This is a genomic window from uncultured Jatrophihabitans sp., assembly GCF_964251945.1.
Taxonomy (GTDB): domain Bacteria; phylum Actinomycetota; class Actinomycetes; order Mycobacteriales; family Jatrophihabitantaceae; genus Jatrophihabitans.
Genome location: NZ_CAXULP010000004.1, coordinates 128,954 through 148,710, shown reverse-complemented (window position 1 = coordinate 148,710; position 19,757 = coordinate 128,954). Strand labels below are relative to the sequence as shown.

General features: G+C 72.2%; 19 protein-coding genes. 14 read left to right on the top strand and 5 right to left on the bottom strand.

Annotated elements, in window-relative coordinates; genetic code table 11:
- Positions 1-31: 31 nt before the first annotated feature.
- From ACFFBG_RS10680 to ACFFBG_RS10670, 3 genes are all read left to right on the top strand, one after another.
- Complete coding sequence (locus ACFFBG_RS10680) at positions 32-520, top strand: hypothetical protein (protein ID WP_375478434.1); 489 nt, start codon at positions 32-34, stop codon at positions 518-520.
- Positions 521-679: 159 nt separating this feature from the next.
- Positions 680-1,243, top strand: coding sequence for a TerD family protein (locus ACFFBG_RS10675; RefSeq protein WP_375478433.1), 564 nt, complete (start codon positions 680-682; stop codon positions 1,241-1,243).
- Positions 1,244-1,425: 182 nt separating this feature from the next.
- Positions 1,426-2,175 carry a hypothetical protein gene (locus tag ACFFBG_RS10670; RefSeq protein ID WP_375478431.1) on the top strand — a complete coding sequence of 250 codons (750 nt, stop codon included), beginning with the start codon at positions 1,426-1,428 and terminating at the stop codon, positions 2,173-2,175.
- A 228-nt stretch (positions 2,176-2,403) separates the two neighbouring features.
- On the opposite strand, the gene ACFFBG_RS10665 is transcribed toward ACFFBG_RS10670, so the two are convergent.
- Entirely contained in the window at positions 2,404-3,690 is a 1,287-nt protein-coding gene (locus tag ACFFBG_RS10665) for a TerD family protein (protein ID WP_375478429.1), read from the bottom strand.
- Between the two features lie 111 nt (positions 3,691-3,801).
- Between ACFFBG_RS10665 and ACFFBG_RS10660 the strand changes: the two genes are divergently transcribed.
- From ACFFBG_RS10660 to ACFFBG_RS10650, 3 genes are read left to right on the top strand one after another with little or no spacing between them, the layout of a single operon-like run.
- On the top strand, positions 3,802-4,962 hold the full coding sequence (locus ACFFBG_RS10660) for an HpcH/HpaI aldolase/citrate lyase family protein (protein ID WP_375478427.1): 1,161 nt from the start codon (positions 3,802-3,804) through the stop codon (positions 4,960-4,962).
- Positions 4,959-7,397: a phosphoribosyltransferase gene (locus ACFFBG_RS10655; RefSeq protein ID WP_375478425.1), complete on the top strand. Its 2,439-nt coding sequence runs from the start codon at positions 4,959-4,961 to the stop codon at positions 7,395-7,397. Before ACFFBG_RS10660 ends, ACFFBG_RS10655 begins: the two co-directional genes overlap by 4 nt.
- Positions 7,394-8,194: an HAD family hydrolase gene (locus tag ACFFBG_RS10650; RefSeq protein ID WP_375478423.1), complete on the top strand. Its 801-nt coding sequence runs from the start codon at positions 7,394-7,396 to the stop codon at positions 8,192-8,194. The genes ACFFBG_RS10655 and ACFFBG_RS10650 overlap by 4 nt, the downstream gene beginning before the upstream one ends.
- Positions 8,195-8,211: 17 nt before the next feature.
- Here ACFFBG_RS10650 and ACFFBG_RS10645 read toward each other — a convergent pair whose 3' ends face one another.
- Together ACFFBG_RS10645 and ACFFBG_RS10640 are read right to left on the bottom strand one after the other, a co-directional pair.
- Entirely contained in the window at positions 8,212-9,135 is a 924-nt protein-coding gene (locus tag ACFFBG_RS10645; RefSeq protein WP_375478421.1) for an SRPBCC family protein, read from the bottom strand.
- Positions 9,136-9,210: 75 nt separating this feature from the next.
- Positions 9,211-10,035: a phospholipid scramblase-related protein gene (locus ACFFBG_RS10640; protein ID WP_375478419.1), complete on the bottom strand. Its 825-nt coding sequence runs from the start codon at positions 10,033-10,035 to the stop codon at positions 9,211-9,213.
- Between ACFFBG_RS10640 and ACFFBG_RS10635 the strand changes: the two genes are divergently transcribed.
- Positions 10,034-10,270: a hypothetical protein gene (locus ACFFBG_RS10635; protein WP_375478417.1), complete on the top strand. Its 237-nt coding sequence runs from the start codon at positions 10,034-10,036 to the stop codon at positions 10,268-10,270. The two genes, ACFFBG_RS10640 and ACFFBG_RS10635, sit on opposite strands and share 2 nt — an antisense overlap.
- Positions 10,271-10,353: 83 nt before the next feature.
- The gene (locus ACFFBG_RS10630; RefSeq protein ID WP_375478415.1) at positions 10,354-12,672 is read left to right on the top strand and encodes a putative bifunctional diguanylate cyclase/phosphodiesterase; all 2,319 of its coding nucleotides are present in this window, start codon (positions 10,354-10,356) and stop codon (positions 12,670-12,672) included.
- A 21-nt stretch (positions 12,673-12,693) separates the two neighbouring features.
- Here the strand turns inward: ACFFBG_RS10630 and ACFFBG_RS10625 are convergent, their stop codons facing one another.
- Entirely contained in the window at positions 12,694-13,224 is a 531-nt protein-coding gene (locus ACFFBG_RS10625) for a gamma carbonic anhydrase family protein (RefSeq protein WP_375478413.1), read from the bottom strand.
- 42 nt (positions 13,225-13,266) lie between these two features.
- The gene (locus ACFFBG_RS10620; RefSeq protein ID WP_375478411.1) at positions 13,267-14,439 is read right to left on the bottom strand and encodes a CapA family protein; all 1,173 of its coding nucleotides are present in this window, start codon (positions 14,437-14,439) and stop codon (positions 13,267-13,269) included.
- Between the two features lie 61 nt (positions 14,440-14,500).
- On the opposite strand from ACFFBG_RS10620, the gene thrS reads away from it, so the two are divergent.
- The 6 genes from thrS (at position 14,501) to rimM (ending at position 19,755) form a co-directional block, all read left to right on the top strand.
- Positions 14,501-16,543 (top strand): threonine--tRNA ligase, encoded by a 2,043-nt coding sequence (gene thrS, locus ACFFBG_RS10615; RefSeq protein WP_375478409.1) that lies wholly within the window; start codon positions 14,501-14,503, stop codon positions 16,541-16,543.
- A gap of 106 nt (positions 16,544-16,649) precedes the next feature.
- A complete protein-coding gene (locus ACFFBG_RS10610) occupies positions 16,650-17,129 on the top strand; it encodes an HIT domain-containing protein (protein WP_375478724.1) in 480 nt (159 codons plus the stop codon).
- Between the two features lie 75 nt (positions 17,130-17,204).
- Positions 17,205-18,302 carry an amidohydrolase family protein gene (locus tag ACFFBG_RS10605; RefSeq protein WP_375478407.1) on the top strand — a complete coding sequence of 366 codons (1,098 nt, stop codon included), beginning with the start codon at positions 17,205-17,207 and terminating at the stop codon, positions 18,300-18,302.
- Between the two features lie 231 nt (positions 18,303-18,533).
- On the top strand, positions 18,534-18,965 hold the full coding sequence (gene rpsP / locus ACFFBG_RS10600) for a 30S ribosomal protein S16 (protein WP_375478405.1): 432 nt from the start codon (positions 18,534-18,536) through the stop codon (positions 18,963-18,965).
- 1 nt (position 18,966) lies between these two features.
- Positions 18,967-19,203 carry an RNA-binding protein gene (locus tag ACFFBG_RS10595; RefSeq protein WP_375478403.1) on the top strand — a complete coding sequence of 79 codons (237 nt, stop codon included), beginning with the start codon at positions 18,967-18,969 and terminating at the stop codon, positions 19,201-19,203.
- Between the two features lie 6 nt (positions 19,204-19,209).
- Positions 19,210-19,755, top strand: a complete 546-nt coding sequence (gene rimM, locus ACFFBG_RS10590) for a ribosome maturation factor RimM (RefSeq protein ID WP_375478401.1) — start codon at positions 19,210-19,212, stop codon at positions 19,753-19,755.
- Positions 19,756-19,757 lie beyond the last annotated feature (2 nt).

The window sequence follows — 19,757 nt, the reverse complement described above, 5'->3', positions numbered from 1 at the left end:
CTCACGGTGACCTCGAAAGAAGCCGCCGGCGATGGTGAGTTTCTTCCGTCGCAACTCAGACGCTCCGCCGCCGCAACCCGACCAGCCCGACCCGGAGGACAACCCGGAGGCGTTACGCCGGCGGTTGTGGGAGCTCGTGCAGTTCATTAACCGCAACGCCGGCAAACTGCCCGTAGCGGCCGTCGTCGCCGCGCGCGAGGTCACCGACACGGTGCGCGAGGTGATCGCCACCTCCGCCGACCACGACCTCGACGTCTACGCGGTGGTGCAGATCAACGGCATCGTCGCGGACTACCTGCCGACGACGCTGCGCGCCTATCTCAGCCTGGACCCCGATCTCACCGAACGGGTCGGGCCGTCCGGGCGCACGCCACTCGCAGCGCTGCGCGAGCAGCTCGATTCCCTTGTCGGGGCCGCCGAGGACCTGCTCGACGCCACGCAGGCGCACGACGTCGACGCGCTGTTCACGCAGGGCAACTTCCTGCGCACGAAGTACACCCGCTCCGACCTCGACCTCTGAGCGGTCTCCCACACATCCCTCCACCTCGTCCGCCGCTTCTTCCCACACCCCGCGGTCGAAGTTGATCTGGCGAATTCGACCACCTCGGGTGGGAAGGCAACCAGCGCGGCGGTTGCGGCGGCGACGTTCCCCAGTGGGCTGGCTAAAGTTGTCGTCGAGATGGCTGAGATGCGGCGCGGCGCGAATGTGTCGCTCACCCGGGAGATCCCGGGGCTCACCGGCCTCGTGCTCGGAATGAGCTGGACCGCGGGCGCCGAGCGCGCGCTCGCCGACAACCTCGTCTTCGCCGCCATCCTCTGCGGGCCGGACGGCCGCGCGCGCGACGACCGCGACTTCGTCTTCTTCAACCAGCTCGCCACGCCGGAGGAGTCGGTTCGCGAGCGGGACGAGGCGCTCGGCCCGGACGCCGAGCAGATCGAGATCGACCTCGCGACGGTGCCGCCCGGCGTGGAGCGGATCGTCGCCGTGCTCTACGTGAACGAGGGGCCGGCGCAGCGGCGGACACTGGGCCAGCTGCGCTCGTGCGTGCTGCGGGTGCTCAACCGGGACGGCAACGCCGAGCTCGTGCGCTCCGAGGATCTCGCGCGGTCTTTCGATGCCGAGACGGCGGTCGCGCTCGGCGAGGTCTATCGGCACGACGGCGGCTGGAAGTTCAAGGTGCTCGGGCAGGGGTACGCGCGCGGCGTCAACGCCGTCGCGGCCGACTACGGCGTGCCGCTGTGATCGGCGATCCGGCCACCGCGCCAGCTCGACCGGACCTGCCGTTCCTGCGTCACCGGTCACGACCGCGCGCGTCGGCGCCAGCCGTTGCGCCGGCGCCGTCGGCCGCGAGCGGACGCATCTCCTTCGACCGCCCGAATCGCCACCGGACGGCCGCGCCGGCGCCGGCGCCGGCACCGGTTGCCGTGCGACTGCCGGCGACCGGTTCGCTCGACCTGGACGCGCCCGCCGCCCCAGCGGCGCCCGCGACTCCGCCGCCGGTTGCCGGGAGCAGCGCGCTGGATCTTGATCCCGGGCCGCCGACGCCGGCCGCTGCCGCGTCGGCGCCTGCCACCGCCGCGCGTCGCCCCGCCGCGCGCGAGCCCCGCGGGCAACGGGTCCGTGCCGGTCAGCAGGTGCTGCTCGGCGTCGCCGACCCGGCGGTGCTGCTCACCCGCGTGCAGTCAGGCGTCGGCCAGCTCGAGTTCGAGGCGGCGTGCTCGGCCGAGGTCGGCGATCTCCGTCTCGGCGCGGCGTATCAGCTGCGGTCCGGGCCGACCTCGACCGTCCAGCTGGCCGGGGGCAACCGGTTCGCCCCGTCGTCGCGGCGGCCGGTGATCGTCGCCGGGCGGGACGAGTACGAGCACGTCCGGGTCGATCTGCGACAGGTCCGCGACCTCGAGCGGATGGCGGTCTACGCGTTTTCCGAATCCCGCGCGGAGCTTCGCTGGAGCGGCACGCTGGTCGTCACCACGGCGGCCGGCGGGCGGATGGAGTTGCCGCTCGAGCCGCTCTATCCCGGCCGCATCGCGGTGCTGGCATCGCTCTACAACGTCGACGGTTGCCTCGTGCTGCGCGCGGAGATGGAGACGATCGCTGGCGACGTCCGCGACGCCGCCCGTGCCTACGGCTACGACCGGATCACCTGGCGCGACGACCGCCAGCCGGTGGGCTAGACGGATCATTGTCGGACGACTCGGGATTGCGGTCCCGAGAGACGCCGCGTCAGAGCTCGAATCTGTCGTTGACCTCGTATTTTGCCACCGTTGAGCGTGACCCCCCCGGGACACCCCCGCCGATGCCGCGTCGGTCCATCTGAGCGAGACCGCGATCGGTCGCATCGAGCCATCGCACGTCGCGCAGTGTCCCGAGGACTTGTGAATGCGAACGCTTGTCGCCGAACATCAAGGTTGGCCGACGTAACGGGCGGCTGGTTCGACCAGTTGTTTGCCGGTCTTCGCGTTCTGGAACTCGCCGATCGCCCGCATCTGCCAGGAACCGTCGGGCATCCGGCGCAGCATCGCCATGATCACGCCGGTGGCCGGCTGCGCGTCGGACAGCTGATATCGGACGAGTTCCGCGCCGGTATCCGCCTCGACGAGCCGGCAGAAGGCGTTCACGACCTCGGTGAACTTCTGCCCGCGGAAGGAGGTGATCGTGAAGACGAGCGCCACAACTTCGGTCGGGAGGCGCTGCAAGTTGACGTGGATCTGCTCGTCGTCCCCGTCGCCCTTGCCGGTCAGGTTGTCGCCGCCGTGCTGTAGCGCGCCGCCGAATGCGGTCAGGTGGGTGAACCAGACGAGCTCGAGTCGGCGGCCACCGCCGTCGTAGGCGATCACCGACGCGTCGAGGTCGACGTTGCGCCCGCGCCGTGCCGGATCCCAGCCGAGCCCCATCGTCACTCGGGCGAGGGGCGGCGCGCCGCGTTTCACCAAGCTCACCCGGGCGCCCTTCACGAGGTTCACCCGGCCGGCGTCGAGCGTGGCTGCGTCTTGGATCGGTGGTCCCGCGGGCGCCGAACCCGGCAGCGGCGGCGGGATCGTGCCCGGCGGGGGAGGCGGCGAAATCGCGCCCGCCGGTGGAGGCGGCGGAATCGCGCCCGCCGGTGGAGGCGGCGGAATCGCGCCCGCCGGTGGAGGCGGTGGAATCGCGCCCGCCGGGGGAGGCGGGGCGGGTTGTTCGCCGACCGAGATGCCGAAGTCCCTCGCCAGGCCGGCCAGCCCGCTAGCGTATCCCTGCCCGACAGCGCGGAACTTCCACTGTCCGCCCCGGCGGTACAGCTCCCCGCACACCATCGCGGTCTCCTGCGCCGCCTCGATCTCGAACGTGGCGAGCTCCGTTCCGGATCCGGCGTCGGCGACCACGAGCCGCAGCCCGGGCACCGCGCCGAAGGCGCCGCCGTCCGCGGAGGCCGCGAGCAGCACCCGGTCCACCTCGCCCGACAGCCGCGCCAGGTCGACCTCGAGACCGTCCGCCGTACCGTGCTTGCCGGTATGGCGCACCGCGCCGCCCGGGTGCTCAGGCTGGTTGTAGAACACGAAGTCGGCGTCGGAGGCGACCCGTCCGGAATCCCGCAGCAGCAGCGCCGAGGCGTCCACGTCCGGCACGCCGGCGCCGCCCGACCAGGCGAGCGTGGCCCGCACGGCGCCGCTGAGGATGGGGATGTTCGCGCCTTTGGCGAGAGTGGCCATCCACCCATCGTGGACCACCGCTGGGCGAAGGGCAGGTGAACATCGCCGGACTCGTAGGCGATGTACATCGGATGACCACAATTTCGACACCTCTGCATGTCACGATGCCGCATGCGCCACTTCGGCTTCCTGGACGACCGGGATCGCGATCGGCTCTTCTCCTGCGCGCCGCAGGAGTTCTGCGTCGACGACGATCCCGATCAGCTCGGTGTCGCGCTCGGGGCGACGCTCTACACACCAGCCACCCGCCCGCACCTCGCCGACGACATCCGGCGGCGCGCCGCGGCCGGCGTGGTCAGCGTCGTGGTCTGCCTCGAGGACTCGATCGCCGACGCCGATCTGGCTGCGGCCGAGGCGAACGCGGTCGCCGCGTTGCGCGCGCTCGGCGAATCCGGCGGCGACCTGCCGATGGTCTTCGTGCGGGTCCGAACCGTCGAGCAGATCCCGATGATCGTGCGCGCGCTGGGCAAGCACGCCCGGGTGCTGACCGGCTTCGTCGTCCCCAAGTTCCGCAGCGAGAACGGCCGCGCCTACCTGGAGGCCGTCGTCCGGGCGAGCACCGCGCTCGACCGGCGGCTGCTCGTCATGCCGGTGCTCGAATCCGCGCAGCTGAGCCACGTCGAGTCCCGGATCGAGGCGTTGACGTCCACGCGCCGACTGCTGGACAAGTACCGCGACTACATCCCCGCCGTCCGGGTCGGCGCCACCGATCTGTCCGCCGCCTACGGGCTGCGCCGCGCGCGCGACTTCACCGTGTGGGATCTTCGGGTCGTCGCCGACGTGCTCTGCGCGGTGGTCAACGTGTTCAGCCGGGTCGAGACCGGCGCCTACGTCGTGACCGGCCCGGTGTGGGAGTACTTCTCCGCCACCGAGCGCCTGTTCAAGCCGCAGCTGCGCGAATCGCCGTTCAACACGCACGAGGAGCGCTCGCTGCGGACCAAGCTCATCGCCGCCGACCTCGACGGGCTGATCCGCGAGGTGACGCTGGACCGCGCCAACGGCCTCACCGGCAAGACCGTCATCCATCCCACCCACGTCGCCGCGGTGCACGCGCTGTCGGTGGTCACCCAAGAGGAATACGCCGACGCCACCGACATCCTCGACACCGGCGGCCGCGGCGGCGCGGCGGCGTCAAGCTTCGGCAACAAGATGAACGAGAGCAAGCCGCATTCGGCCTGGGCCCGGCGCACGCTCATGCGGGCGCGCGCGTTCGGCGTCGCCCGCGAAGACGTCTCGTTCGTCGACCTGCTCGGCTGCGGGCTGCACGCGTGACGCGTCCGGCAACCGCAACCTGCCGGGCGGACGACGCGCCGGCGGCCGTCTGGTCCGGCCGATGGGTGGCCGATCGGCTTGGGGCGCAGCTGACCGGCGACCGCAGGCTGAGCGAGCTCGTCGGGCTCGGCCTGCGCCGCAATCCGCGCCGCGCCCACCTGCTGGTGTCGACCGTGCTCGGCAAGCATGTCCCGGTCGATCCACGCGTGGTGCGCGCAACCGGGCTCGAGCTCGGCGCCCGCGTGGTCGACGCGCTCGACGGCGGCACCCGCGTGGTCGACGCGCTCGACGGCCGCGACGCGCTCGTGCTCGGCTTCGCCGAGACCGCCACCGGTCTGGGACATTGCGTCGCCGAGGCCATGGACGCGCCCTACCTGCACTCGACCCGCCGCGCGGTCGCGGGGGTCGCGGCGGCCGGCGGCTTCGAAGAGGAGCACAGCCACGCGACGAGCCATCGGCTGCTGCCGGCCAGCCCGGCGTTCCTCGACCAAGGCGACGTGCTGGTGCTGGTCGACGACGAGCTGTCCACCGGCCGGACGGCGCTGAACACCATCGCCGCGCTGCACGCGCGGCGGCCGCGGTCGCGCTACGTCGTCGCCGCGCTCGTCGATGTGCGGTCTGCCGCCGACCGCGCCCGCCTCGACGGCGCGGCCGCCGAGCTCGGCGTGCGGGTCGACGTCGTCGCCCTGGCCGCCGGCGAGCTCCGGCTGCCGAACGGCTTCGCGTCGAGGGCGGCGGCCGTCGTCGCCGATCGGGTCGAGACGGCGTCGCCCGACGGCGAACTCGCAGGTGAGGTGGTGCGGCATCCGGTCCGTTGGCCGGCGACCACACGCGAGAGCGGCCGGCACGGCTTCCGACCGCGCGACGTGCGAGCGGCCCGACACGCGGCCGCCATGGTGGCCGCCGACCTGCTGCCGAAGCTCGCCGGAACGGACGTGCTGGTGCTCGGCACCGAGGAGCTGATTTACGCGCCGCTGCTGATCGCCACCGCGCTGGCCGACCTCGGGCCGACCGTGCGGGTGTCGTCAACCACGCGCTCGCCGGTCGCGGTGATCGACGAGCCGGGCTACCCGATCCGCAGCGGGATCCGGTTCCCGAGCAGCGACCCCGGTGCCGACGAGCAGGGCGAGCGACACGCCTACAACGTCGCCGGCGCGCGCAGCGACGTGATCGTCGTCGTCGACGCCGACGCGGACACCCCTACGCTCACCAGCGGGCTGCTCGCCGCGTTGCGCCCGCACGCCCAGCGCGTGCACGTCGTGCCGCTGCCCACCTGGCGGCCGCTTCCGACGGCGCTGCGCGGCCCGGCCTTCGGCAGCTACCCGGCCGAGGACGTCGGCTGGTTGCTCACCGACCTGTCCGAGGCCGAGCTGGAGGCACCGACCGAGGAGCGGGAGGAGGCCATCCAGTCCGGCGGCGCGCATTACGCGGAGAGCCTGCCGATCGAGTATCAGCCGGACGCCGAATACCAGGCGCTGTTCCGGCGGGCGCTGGCGGATTCGGCGGCCCGCGTCGCGCACGCCGTCGGTGTGGTGACCGAGCTCGTACTGGCCGAGCGCGGACCTGCGCCGGTGCTCGCGTCACTAGCCCGGGCCGGCACGCCGGTCGGGGTGCTGATGCGGCGCTGGGCCGCCTACGCGCACGGCGTCGACCTGCCGCACCTGACCCTGAGCATCGTGCGCGGCCGCGGGATCGACACGCTCGCGTTGCGCTGGCTCGCCGACCGGCACGACTCGGCGGACGTCGTGTTCGTCGACGGGTGGACTGGCAAGGGCGCGATCGCCCGCGAGCTGGCGGCGGCGATAAACATTGCGAACAACCAATTGGGCACAACCTTCCGTGCCGACCTCGCGGTGCTCGCCGACCCGGGCTCGTGCGTGTCGACGTTCGGCACCCGCGCGGACTTCTTGATCCCGTCCGCGTGCCTCAACTCCACCGTCTCCGGCCTGGTGTCGCGGACCGTGCGCAACTCGCAGTTGCTGCGCGCCGACCAGTTCGACGGCGCGAAGTTTTACCGCGCGTTGTCCGGAGTAGACGAGTCGGCGCGCTTCATCGAGGCGGTCGTGGCTCGCTTCGCCGACGTCCGGCCGTCGGTGGAGCAGTCGTGGCCGGCGGTGCGTCGTTCGGACCGGCGTCCGACCTGGGCGGGCTGGCGCGACGTCGAGCAGCTCAGCGAGCGGCACGGCATCGGCGACGTCACGCTGGTCAAGCCGGGCGTCGGCGAGACGACGCGGGTGCTGCTGCGCCGGGTGCCGTGGGCGGTGCTGATCCGGCCGGGCGCTGAACAGGACCTCGCGCACGTGCTGCTGCTCGCCGAACGGCGCGGCGTGCCGGTGCACGAGCAGCCCGGCCTGGCGTACAGCTGCGTCGGGCTGATCCATCCGCGGTTCACCCGCGGGGCGAGCGGCGCTGACGGCACGGTGGCGGCACGATGAGCGCGCTCGTCGCCACCGACCTCGACCGGACGCTCATCTACTCGCTGTCAGCCGCCGGCCACGCGCCTAACCTCGTGCCGGTCGAGCGGCGCCGCGACGCCGACGTGTCGTGGATGACAGCGCGCGCGGCAGCCGTCTACGCCCGACTCACCGCCGCGGCAACCGTCGTGCCGGTGACCACCCGGACGCCGGAGCAATGGCAGCGGATCACCCTGCCCGGCCGGCCGCCGCGCCACGTGATCGCCGCCAATGGCGGTGTGCTGCTGGTGGCCGGGCGCCGCGACGCAGCGTGGGACGCGACAGTCGCCGCCCGGCTGACCGAGGTCGCGCCGTTGGCGGCGGTCCGCGCGCACGCCGAGCGGGTGTGCCGAGCCGATCCGGGCGCGCGGCTGCGCGACGCCTGCGAGATGTTCTGTTACGCCGTGCTGGACGGCGGCCTCCCGGCGGAGGTGCTGGCCGAAGCGGCCGCCGCCGCGACGGCGTTCGGGTGGCAGTTGTCGCTGCAGGGCCGCAAGCTCTACTGGGTCCCGCGCACGCTGACCAAGAGCGCGGCGGTCACCGAGGTCGCCCGCCGGGTCGGCGCGGACCGGGTGCTCGCTGCGGGCGACTCGCTGCTCGACGCCGACCTGCTCGAACACGCAGATCGCGGCGTGGTCGCGCAGCACGGCGAGCTGGTCGCCTCGGGCTGGCGCGCGCCGCACGTCGACGTCACCACGGCGCGGTGGGCCGCGGCCGGCGAGGAGATCGTGCGCTGGTTCGCCGCGGAGCTGAGCGCTGTGACGTCGTCGCGTGGCTGAGCGAAGCGCGGACGGGCTCAGGCCCGACCGGACCGCCGCCGGCGAGCGACGGCGAGCACGATGACCAGGCCGACCGCGGCCGGTCCGAGGCCCTTCGCGACGTAGGGACGCGCCGCCTGGAGCAGGTCGGCGCGGCTGCGGGCGGACGTCGCCGCCGGCGGAATCGGGGTGGAGTGGCCGTTCATCGAGGGCTCCTCGTCCGGGGTCGTGGGCGCGATCAACGTGCCCGGCGTGGCGAAGGCGGGGGTGCCGGGCGTGGTCGCCCGCGCCGACACCGACATTGCCGGCTCGACGGCCGGCTGCTCGGATGGCTGGGCGGTCAGCTGATCGGCCGGCTCGGCGGTCAGCTGATCGGCCGGCGCGGGTTGCTCGGCCGGGGCCGGCTGCTCGGGGACGGGCAGCTCGGCGGGCGCCACCTTCTTGGCTGTGGCCTTGCCGCCGGCCTTCTTCGCGGGTTTCTTGACCGCTTTCTTCGCCGCCTTGTTCGCCAGTGGCGGGTCGCCGCGGAGCGTCGCCGCGAGGTTGGCCGCGAACTGGGCGATCAACCGGTCGCCGACGTCCACCATGACCGATCTGCTGAAGGACGCCGGTTTGCCGGTGAAGTCCAATTCGGTCTCGACCTGAACTCTGGTCTGCTCGCCGTCGTCGTGCAGCGTGGCGGTGACCACGGTGGTGGCCGTGCCGCTGCCGCGGGCGTCGACGCCGTCGGCGCGTCCGACGAGGCGCCGGTCGGCCGCGTTCTGCTCGACGAGCGCGGCGCTCCCGCGGTAGGTCAGGTTCAACGGCCCGAGCTTGACCTTCAGTGAGCCGAGCACGCCGTCGGCGTCGGCGGACTCGATCGTCGCGCCGGGCGCACAGGCGCCGACGACCTTCGGGTCGCGCAGCAGCCGCCACGCCTCGTCGACGCCGACCGGCAGGGTGAACGAATGCTCGAGCTGCACAGCCGGATCTCCAAGCTCTCGAGGCCGGGCGTTTTCGGGTGCAACCCTATCGAGGGCGTCGTGGTCTACGGCGGCTCAGCCGAAACCGCGCGAGTCTTGTTTCAGCGCGGTGTCGATGCTGACTGCGGCGGCCACAACCATCGGCAGCAACGGCGCCTGCAGCTGCGTGTGGATCTGCACGACGTAGTTGTCCGCAGTGGTGAACATCGTCTTCGCGAGGCCCTCCCACGTCTTGGTGATCCGGGCGACCTCGACGTCGGTGTGATCGCGGATCGAGAAGTTCCAGGCGCGCCAGTTCTCGCCGTTGATCGAGCCGATGGTGTAGCCGCCAGACTCGATCGCGAAGCGGATCTTGCCGAATACGTTCTGCTGGATGATCTGGCCGATCTCCGCGCCGGCCGCGTCTTGCACGATGATCCGCGACTTCATCACCTTGGCCGGGCGGGTCAGCGTCAGCTGCGGGACGCCCTGCATGTCGACGAGCTGCAGCTTGTGCGTGAGGTACTGGTCGTAGCTGCTGAGCAGCCGGACCGCCTTCTTCAGGTTGCTCTGGCCGACCTCGCGCACGGCCCCCAGCTGGCGCGCGTTCTGATCATAGATCGCGTACTCGTTGCTGACCTCGATCAGCTTCGCCTTCTGGTTGACGACCAGCACGGACTCGCTGAACAGCGAACCGCCGCCCTGCCAACCTGCCACGCCGGCTTTGCCGGCCCGCTCGACGTCGCGCTGGACCTTCTCGGGCGAGCGTTGGACGGTGGGGACGTTGCCGCCGCCGGGCGGGTCGACGCTCTGCCGGCCGTGCGAGGAGACGTGTTCGGTCCAATTGGCGCCGTCGTAATAGCGCGCCTCGTGCCGGCCGAAGGGGTCGGCGTACCAGCCGGGCGCAGCGGTGCTCGTCATGACCGAAGACGCTAGTGCAGATCCGCGGACGTTGGCTGTGGTGCTGCCACCACCGACCGGGTGCTCCTCCGGCCGGGCCGTCCGTCTCGAAGGACAGCTCGGTCGCTCCCGCCGGGTGCGGCTGGTCCGTCGCGCCCGCGCTGCGCTGCCCGACGTCGCCGCAGGCGGCGCCGCAACGGCGACCCGCAGCGCGATCTCGACGAACGCCGACAGCGAGACGGCGGCGTCGACCTAGTGGATGAGCACGGACATGACACAACGTCCACCACCGAGTATGTTAATTTACCGTAAGGCGGGGATTGCTCTGAGGAGTCAGCATTGCACCGAAGCCGTGCCCCGCTCGATGCCGGTTCGCCGCCTGCCAAGGACGTGCCGCCCGGCGCCCCTGAGCCTCCTGCTGTCTCTGCGCCGCCTGAGCACGTCGCCGGCGCCCGCCGTCGCGGCGTGGTCGCTGTGCTCGGCCCCGTGCTGGTCGTCTGCCTCGAGTTCGCGCTGCTCCATTTCGTCTACAACCGGGCGACGCCCGACCGCCATCGCCTCGTCGCGGCCGCCGCCCTAGTCGGCACGGCGCGGGCCGCGGACGGCGCCACGACCACGGACCTCGAGCGCGCGCTCACCGCGGACATCTCGCGGCTTCGGGCCGCCGACGTGCCTGCCGGCGCCGTCTCCGCCGTCGCCCGGGTCCGCGCTGTCTTGCCGACCGACCGCCGGCGGGCGACCGCGGAGCTGCAGCGAACGGCCGACGGTCTGGAGCGCGCGTACGCCGTCCGCGTCGCCGGGATCGACCGGCAGGCCGACGTCGTGTACGTGGTGCTGCTGCTGATCGCCTCGGCTGGGTGGATGGTCTGGTTCCGGCGACTGGTCCGGCGGCACAAGGCGCTCGAGCACGCCGTCACCGAGCAGCGGTCGCTGGCCCTCGGCGAGCAGCGATTGGCGGCGCTGGTGCGCAACGCCTCGGACGTGATGCTCGTTTGCGATCTCGACAGCACGGTCGAGTTCGCCACGACGTCGTTGCACTCGGTGCTCGGCCGCGCGCCGGAAAGCCTCGTCGGCGCGTCGTGCACGTCACTGGTCGTCGACGAGGACATGCCGCTGCTCACCCGCGCGCTCACGGCGGTCGCGCCCAGCCGCGACGAGGTGGTCACTGTTCGGATGCGCCACGCCGACGGCCGGGTGCTGAACGTCGAGGGCACGGTGACCAACCTGGTGGGCGACCCGGCGGTCAACGGCCTGGTGGTCACCGTCCGTGACATCACCGCGCGGGTGCGGTTGGAGACCGAGCTAACCCATCAGGCGTTTCACGATCCGCTCACCGGGCTGGCGAATCGCCAGCTGTTCGCGGACCGGCTTGAGCACGCCCTAGCTGGCCGGGTCGGCACGGCTCGCTCGCTCGTCGTCCTTTACTGCGACCTCGACGAGTTCAAAATCGTGAACGACAGCCTGGGCCATGGCGTGGGCGATCTGGTGCTGCGTGAGGTCGCCCGCCGGATCGACGCGGTGGTGCGCGTCGGCGACACCGCGGCACGGCTCGGCGGCGACGAGTTCGCGGTGCTGCTCGAGGACACCGGGATGACGGAGGCTTTGGCGACGGCGCAGCGCATCCTCGAAAGCCTTGCTGAGCCGATCGCGGTCGAGGACGACGCGGAGCACGGGCTCAGTGTGCGGTGCAGCATCGGCGTCGCCGACGGCGCGAGGGGCGAACTCGGCGCCGACGAGGTGCTGCGCAACGCGGACGCCGCGATGTACCTCGCGAAGAGCCGCGGCAAGGGCGCCGTCGCGGTTTATGACAGCGCCCTGCACCTGGAGGCCCTCGACCGGCTCGCGCTGCGCTCGGATCTGCAGAACGCCGTTCGCAACGACGAGATCGACGCCCACTTCCAGCCGGTCGTCGACCTGCGGACCGGTCGGGTGGTCAGCTTCGAAGCGCTCGCGCGGTGGCCGCACCCGGCGCGCGGCCCCGTCTCGCCGGCGGACTTCATCCCGATGGCCGAGCAGACCGGGTTGATCCACGCGCTGGGCGCCGCGATGCTGCGCCGAGCCTGCCGCGCGGCGGTCGACCTGACCGCCGCCGCGGGTCGGCCGATCGGCATGGCCGTCAACGTGACCGCGGCGCAACTGGGCCGTGCGGACTTCGTCGACGAGGTGTTCGCCGTGCTCGGCGAGACCGCTCTGCCGGCACGGCAGCTGACGCTGGAGATCACCGAGAGCGTCCTGCTCGAAGGTGTCGAGCTGATCAGCGACCGCCTCGCGGCACTGCGCGCCCGTGGGGTGCGGGTCGCCGTGGACGACTTCGGCACGGGCTACAGCTCGCTGGCCTACCTGCGCAACCTGCCGCTCGACATCCTCAAGATCGACAAGGCGTTCGTCGACCGGGTCGCGGACAACTCGGGAGACGCCGCGCTCACTCACGCCATCATCGCGATGAGCAGGTCGATGAACCTCGTCACGGTCGCAGAAGGCGTCGAGCACCCGCGGCAGGCCCGCTGGCTCAGCCGCGCCGAGTGCACTTTCGGGCAGGGGCACCTATGGGCGAAGCCGCTGCCCGCTGCCGAGGCCCGCAACTTCGTCAGCCGCGCCTCGGTCATCTCCCTCGACGAGCCGGAGCCCTTGTCGATGGCCACGCCGGCGATGAGCTGAGCACGCGGCGGGCTCGGGCGGTCAGCGCTCGACCCGCTTGATGCTGGCGATGTGCCGCTTCGCCAGCTCGGGGTAGTACGTCGGGTTCAGCTTGACCCAGAACTCGGCCGGCGTGCCGGCCAGCTCACGCTTCACGGTCGCCGGGATGCCGGCCACGAGCATGCCTGGCGGCACCTGCATGCCCACCGGCACGAGGGACATCGCGGCGATCAGCGACTTCGCGCCGATTCGCGCGCCGTCGAGCACGACGCAGCCGTTGCCGACCAGCGCCTCCTCCTCGACCACCGCGCCGTGGATCATGCACTGGTGCGCGATGGTCGCGCCGGGCCCGATCTCGGTCGTCACCGTCGGCGTGGTGTGGATGACCGTGCCGTCCTGCACATTGGCCCGGGCCCGGACGATGATCGGCCCGTCGTCGCCGCGCAGTGTCGCGCCGTACCAGATGGACGCGCCGGACTCGACGGTCACGTCGCCGATCAGCGTCGCCGTCGGCGCGATGAACGCGTCCTCGGCGATGTTCGGCGCGACTCCCTCGTACTCGAACAGGTTCACCAGCTCACCTCACTGTCGTTGCGAGTCACCCGTCGTCGCGAGTCACCCCGGCGGATTGGCTGCGAGGTCGGCGCAGCCGCGGTCAGCGTTCCACTCGGCGGCGATCCGCCGCTTCGCAGGCCCGGTGGCGGGCACCGGCACGCCGCGATCGTCGAGATGCGACGGCGCGAAGTGGTTCGCGACGACCTTGCCCTGCCGGAACGTCAGCGTGAGCACGCCGTTGTCGTCCTGGTCGTTGCCGAAGCTCATCCACCACAGGTAGTTGCCGAGGCCGTATTCGACGTACGTGCCGTCGGCGCGCCACCCGGCGCCCTGCAGCACGTGCGCGTGGGCGCCGACCACCGCGCTGGCGCCCGCGTCGGCCAGCTCGCCGGCCAGCCGGGTCTGATCGGCCGACGGGCACGTGTGGTATTCGACGCCCCAATGCACGTAGACGACCACCACGTCGCCGGCCGCCTTCGCCGTGCGCACCGCGGTGATCAGCTTCGGCGAGTAGGCGTTCGCGACGCCGGGCGAGTCGGCGCCGGCGCTGAACAGCCGCAGCGTGGTCTCGTCCTGCACCTGGTCGGCGGCGAAGATCGCGACCCGCACGCCGTTGAGGGTCGTGCGGTAGGGCGCGAAGGCGGCCGCGGCGTCCTTGCCGATGCCCACGACCGGGAAGCGGTACTTCGCGATCGCGGCGAGCGAGTCGCGCAGCCCGCTCGCGCCGTAGTCGGCGCCGTGGTTGTTCGCCATCGTCGCCACGTCGATCCCGGCGTCACGCAAAGCGAGCAACGCCTTCGGCGGCGCGCGGAAGGTGAACTCCTTGCTCTGCTGGTCGCCGCCCGTCGTGATGGCGGTTTCCAGGTTGACCATCGTGAGATCGGCGCGGGCGAGGCCGGGCGCAGCTGAGCCGAACACGGCGGCCGGGTCGGCGTCGAGCCGGGCGCGGACCCGGCCGGAGAAGTGGACGTCGCCGGCGAAGGACATCGTGAACTGGCCGGCCGGCTCGGCCAGGCGCGTCGGCGCGGCCGACGACGTGGATGCGCCGACGGAGGCGGAACCGGACGGCCGCGCCAAGGACCCCGTCGTGGACGTGTTCGCCGTGGTCGGCGAGTTCTGCGCGGACGTCGACGTGGCGATCGACGAGGTGGTCGACGTGGTGCACGCAGCCGTCAGCATCGCCGCCGCCGCGAGGGTCGCCGCCGCGATATGCGGTCGGAGCGGGAACGGCACCGCACTAGCATCCACGGCGGGGCTTTCCCGGTCCGTTCCGACCCGTGGCGAAGGAGTTTCGTTGTCCGCCAGCGCAGCCGCGTTCCCGTCCAAGCCGACCGTGCGGGTCGCCGCCGGGACGACCGCGGCCGAGGCGCTGCGCGCGGCGAATGTCGAGCTCACCGGCCCGGCCGGCGCGGTCGTCGTGCGCGACGCAGACGGGACCCTCCGCGATCTCGACTGGGCCCCGCAGGCCGACGCCGATGTCGAGCCCGTCGCCGCGCAGTCGCCGGACGGCCTCGCGGTGCTGCGGCACTCGGCGGCGCACGCGATGGCGCAGGCGGTGCAGGACCTGTTCCCCGGCACCCTGCTGGGCATCGGCCCGCCGATCGAAGACGGCTTCTACTACGACTTCCTGCCCGAGCGGCCGTTCACCCCCGAAGACCTCGCGGCGATCGAGAAGCGGATGGGCGAGATCATCAAGGCCGGCCAGCGGTTCGCCCGCCGGCCGATCTCCGACGACGACGCGCGGCGCGAGCTGGCCCACGAGCGGTTCAAGCTGGAGCTGATCGGCCTGAAGTCGGCCGCGTCCGACGGGGTGGCGGCGGCCGAGACCGTGTCCGCGGAGGAGGCGACCGAGGTCGGCGCCGGCGGGCTGACCATGTACGACAACCTCGACGCCAAAACCGGCGAGCGCGTGTGGACCGATCTATGCCGCGGCCCGCACCTGCCGACCACGCGGCGCATTCCGGCGGTCAAGCTGATGCGCAGCGCGGCCGCCTACTGGCGCGGCAGCGAAAAGAATCCGCAGCTGCAGCGCATCTACGGCACCGCCTGGGCCACCCGCGACGACCTCAAAGACCACCTGCATCGCCTGGAAGAAGCGGCCAAGCGCGACCACCGCAAGCTCGGCGCCGAGCTCGACCTGTTCTCCTTCCCGGACGAGCTCGGGTCCGGCCTGGCCGTGTTTCACCCGAAGGGCGGAATCCTGCGCCGCGAACTCGAGGGTTACGTCCGGCAGCGGCACATCGACGAGGGCTTCTCCTTCGTCAACACCCCGCACATCTCGAAGGGCGGGCTGTTCGAGACGTCGGGGCACCTGCCGTACTACGCGGACACGATGTTCCCGCCGATGGCCACCGACGCCGGCGACGTCTACCTCAAGGCCATGAACTGCCCGATGCACAACCTGGTCTACCGGTCGCGGGGGCGCTCGTATCGCGAGCTGCCGCTGCGGCTGTTCGAGTTCGGCTCGGTGTATCGCTACGAGCTGTCCGGCGTCGTGCACGGGCTGACCCGGGTGCGCGGCCTGACCATGGACGACTCGCACAGCTACTGCACCGCCGAGCAGGCGCCGGCCGAGATCCGGAAGCTGCTGAACTTCGTCCTCGGCCTGCTGCGCGACTTCGGCCTCGACGACTTCTACCTCGAGCTGTCCACCCGCGATCCCGCGTCGGACAAGTTCATCGGGACGGACGAGGACTGGGCGAACGCGACCGCGGTGCTCGAGGACACCGCGGTGGCTTCCGGGCTCGAACTGGTCCCCGATCCCGGCGGCGCGGCCTTCTACGGGCCGAAGATCTCCGTCCAGGCCCGTGACGCGATCGGCCGCACCTGGCAGATGTCGACCGTGCAGCTGGACTTCAACCAGCCCGCGCGCTTCGGCCTGGAGTATCAGGCGGCCGACGGGTCGCGCCAGCAGCCGGTGATGATCCACTCGGCGAAGTTCGGCTCGATCGAGCGGTTCGTCGGCGTGCTGACCGAGCATTACGCCGGCGCGTTCCCTGCTTGGCTGTCGCCGGTGCAGGCCGTCGGCATCCCGGTCACCGACGAGCAGGTCGGCTATCTGCGCGACGTGGGGGAGCGGCTCGCGGCCCGCGGAATCCGCTTCGAGCTCGACGAGTCCGACGACCGCATGCAGAAGAAGATCCGCACCGCGCAGCGGCAGAAGACGCCGTTCATGCTGATCGCCGGCGGCACCGACGCCGAGGCCGGCGCGGTCTCCTTCCGCTACCGCGACGGCTCGCAGCGCAACGGCATCGCGGTCGCGCAGGCGGTCGACGAGATCGCCGACATCGTCGCGCGCCGGGTGAACGACTCGCCGTCGGCGGCGATGTATGACTGATGTCGCGCGGGGGCCCGCCGCCGTCGCGCAGGAGCCCGCCGCCGAGCCGGCGGCCGCGTTCGCCGGCGAGGCCGACGGCTATGGGCGGCTCTGGACGCCGCACCGAATGGCCTACATCAAGGGCGAGAACAAGCCGCCGCACGATGGCGACGCCGGCGACGACTGCCCCTTCTGCACGGCGCCCAAGCGCAGCGACGAGGACGGGCTGATCGTCGCCCGCGGCGCGCACGTGTACGCGGTGCTCAACCTGTATCCGTACAACTCCGGGCACCTGATGTCGGTGCCGTACCGGCACGTCGCCGGCTATCCGGAGCTGACCGCGGACGAGACTCTCGAGCTCGCGCAGTTCACCCAGCAGGCCATGCGCGTGCTGCGCGAGGCGATGGGCCCGCACGGGTTCAACCTGGGCATCAACCAGGGACCCGTCGCCGGCGCCGGGATCGCGGCCCACCTGCACCAGCACGTCGTGCCGCGCTGGGGCGGCGACACCAACTTCATGCCGATCGTCGGGCACACCCGGGTCCTGCCGCAGCTGCTCGCCGACGCTCGCGCGCAGCTCGCCGAGGTGTGGATCGCCGCGTCCTGACTCCAGTCTTGGTCCCCTGCGGCCCGCGGCTCGGCGTGTCGCGGCGCTACGGGGCCAACCTGCCGGCGGCTGCGCATGGGTAGCGTCCGAGTGGTGACGGTCCTGCACCTGCGCGGCGTGTTCCTGCCGGACGAGACTGAGCGGGACGCCTGGATCGTCGACGGGCGGCTGACGTTCGACCGGCCCCGGGGTGAGACGGACACGATCGCGACCGGCGGCTGGGTCACGCCCGGCTTCGTCGACGCGCACTGCCATGTCGGGTTGGCCCCGGCCGGCCACGTGCCGGACCCGGACGCGCAGGCGGAGCAGGCGCTGCTCGACCGAGCCGCCGGCGCGCTGCTACTGCGAGATGCCGGCTCGCCGGTGGACAACCGCTCGGTGCAGCAGCGCGACGACCTGCCCCGGCTGATCCGCGCCGGCCGGCACATCGCCCGGCCGAAGCGCTACATCCGCGGCCTCGGCGTCGAGGTCGAGCCCGTCGACCTGGTCGCGGAGGTCGAGCGGCAGGCCGCGCTCGGCGACGGCTGGGTCAAGCTCGCCGCCGACTGGATCGACCGCAACGTGGGCGACCTCGCGCCGGCGTGGCCGGACGACGCGCTCGCCGCCGCGATCGGCCGCGCGCACGAACTCGGCGTCCGGGTCGCCGCGCACGTGTTCGGCGAGGACGCGCTGCCCGGGTTGATCGCCGCCGGCCTGGACTCCATCGAGCACGGCACCGGCCTGAGCGACGACCTCATCGCCGATGCCAAAGCGGCCGGGTGCGTGCTCGTCCCGACCCTTGTCAACATCGACAACTACGCGCAGATCGCGGCGTCGGCGCAGGGCAAGTTCCCGGTGTACGCAGCGCACATGCGGGCGCTGTTCGCGACGTCGCGCGAGCGGATCCGGGCCGCGCACGAGGCGGGCATCGCCGTCTACACCGGCACCGACGCCGGCGGGTCGTTGCCGCACGGGCTCGTCCGCAGCGAGATCCTGGCCCTGGTCGGCGCCGGCATCCCGCTGCCCGAGGTGATCGCGCAGGCGTCCTGGCGGGCGCGGGAGTGGCTGGGGCTGCCGGGGCTGGCCGAAGGCGCCCCGGCCGACCTCATCGTGTACGACACCGACCCGCGGGCCGATCTCGCCGCCATGATGACCCCGCGGCGCACGCTGCTGCGCGGCGCGGTGGTGGGCTGACCCCTGCCTTGGCGCCTGAGCTGGTCGCGTTTCGGGGCCAAAACGCGACCACCTCAGGCACCAGACAGGGGATCCCGGCTGGATCTGGCACAATGGCGCGTTGAGTACAGACCGGCGCGCGGGCCCTCTTCCCGCGCATCGGCCAGTCCATCCGGGCGCTGTCCCAGCCGGTGTGCCCCACCTGGCCGCGCGGCGCCCACCCGAATACCCAAGTCTGGAGCACTTCCGCCCGTGGCAACCAAGATCAAGCTCATGCGCCTCGGCAAGATGCGTGAGCCGCACTACCGCATCGTCGTCGCCGACGCCCGCACCCGCCGGGACGGCCGCGCGATCGAGACGATCGGCGAGTACCACCCCAAGAACGACCCGTCGGTCATCAAGGTCAACGGCGAGCGGGCCGCCTACTGGCTCGGCGTCGGCGCGCAGCCGACCGAGGCCGTCACCGCGATCTTCAAGGTCACCGGCGACTGGCAGAAATTCAAAGGCCAGGACGCCCCGCCGCCGATGTTGCTGGCCGCGGAGAAGCCGGACAAGCAGGCGCTGTTCAACGCCGCGCTCTCCGAGGTCTCCAGTGAGCCCGAGACGCCGGCGACGACCCCGCGCAAGCGCGCTGCGAAGGCCGCCCCTGAGCTCGCCGACTCGGACGCCCCGGCGGAGAGCTGACGTGCTCGAGGAGGCCCTCGAGCACCTGGTGCGCGGCATCGTCGACCATCCGGACGACGTCCGGGTCGACATGATCGACAACCGTCGCGGCCAGCGGCTGGAGGTCCGGGTGCATCCCGAGGACCTCGGCCGGGTGATCGGCCGCAACGGCCGCACCGCCAAGGCGCTGCGCCAGGTGATGAACGGCGTCGGCGGCCGCGGCATCCGCGTCGACGTCGTCGACGTCGACCGCCGCTGACACACGGTGCCCGCCGGCGAAGCGGCCGCGCGCGCTGCTGACGACGACGTCATCGCCGTGGGTCGGGTCGGACCGGCGCGCGGCGTGCGCGGCGAGACGTTCGTCGAGCCTTGGACGGACGCCCCACACGAGCGGTTCGCTCCGGGCAACCGGTTGCGCACCGAGCCTGCCTCAGCCGGTCCGCTGGAGGTCGACGCCTCGTCGACGGCCGGCGGAAAGCTGGTCGTGCACTTCGCGGGCGTGGTCGACCGCGCGGGCGCCGAGGCGCTGCGCGGGGTGACGCTGTTCGTCCGGGCCGCCGACCGGCCCCCGCTCGCGGACGCCGAGGAGTTCTACGACACCGACCTGGTCGGGCTCGCCGCCGTCGGGGTCGACGGCGCGCCGATCGGGCCGGTGCGCGACGTGCTGCACGCGGCCGGCGCCTCCTACCTCGTCCTCGACGTGGCCGGCCACGAACGGCTGGTCCCATTCGTCGCGGCGATCGTGCCGAGTGTCGACGTCGCCGCCGGCACGGTGACCGTGGATCCGCCCCCGGGGCTGTTCGACCTGTGACG

Excerpts from the sequence above, each read along its gene's own strand:
- ACFFBG_RS10680 (WP_375478434.1), top strand. The coding sequence starts at position 32 with ATGGTGAGTTTCTTCCGTCGCAACTCAGACGCTCCGCCGCCGCAACCC.
- ACFFBG_RS10675 (WP_375478433.1), top strand. The coding sequence starts at position 680 with ATGGCTGAGATGCGGCGCGGCGCGAATGTGTCGCTCACCCGGGAGATC.
- ACFFBG_RS10665 (WP_375478429.1), bottom strand. The coding sequence starts at position 3,690 with ATGGCCACTCTCGCCAAAGGCGCGAACATCCCCATCCTCAGCGGCGCC.
- ACFFBG_RS10660 (WP_375478427.1), top strand. The coding sequence starts at position 3,802 with ATGCGCCACTTCGGCTTCCTGGACGACCGGGATCGCGATCGGCTCTTC.
- ACFFBG_RS10650 (WP_375478423.1), top strand. The coding sequence starts at position 7,394 with ATGAGCGCGCTCGTCGCCACCGACCTCGACCGGACGCTCATCTACTCG.
- ACFFBG_RS10635 (WP_375478417.1), top strand. The coding sequence starts at position 10,034 with ATGACCGAAGACGCTAGTGCAGATCCGCGGACGTTGGCTGTGGTGCTG.
- ACFFBG_RS10640 (WP_375478419.1), bottom strand. The coding sequence starts at position 10,035 with ATGACGAGCACCGCTGCGCCCGGCTGGTACGCCGACCCCTTCGGCCGG.
- ACFFBG_RS10610 (WP_375478724.1), top strand. The coding sequence starts at position 16,650 with ATGGCCTACATCAAGGGCGAGAACAAGCCGCCGCACGATGGCGACGCC.
- ACFFBG_RS10605 (WP_375478407.1), top strand. The coding sequence starts at position 17,205 with ATGGGTAGCGTCCGAGTGGTGACGGTCCTGCACCTGCGCGGCGTGTTC.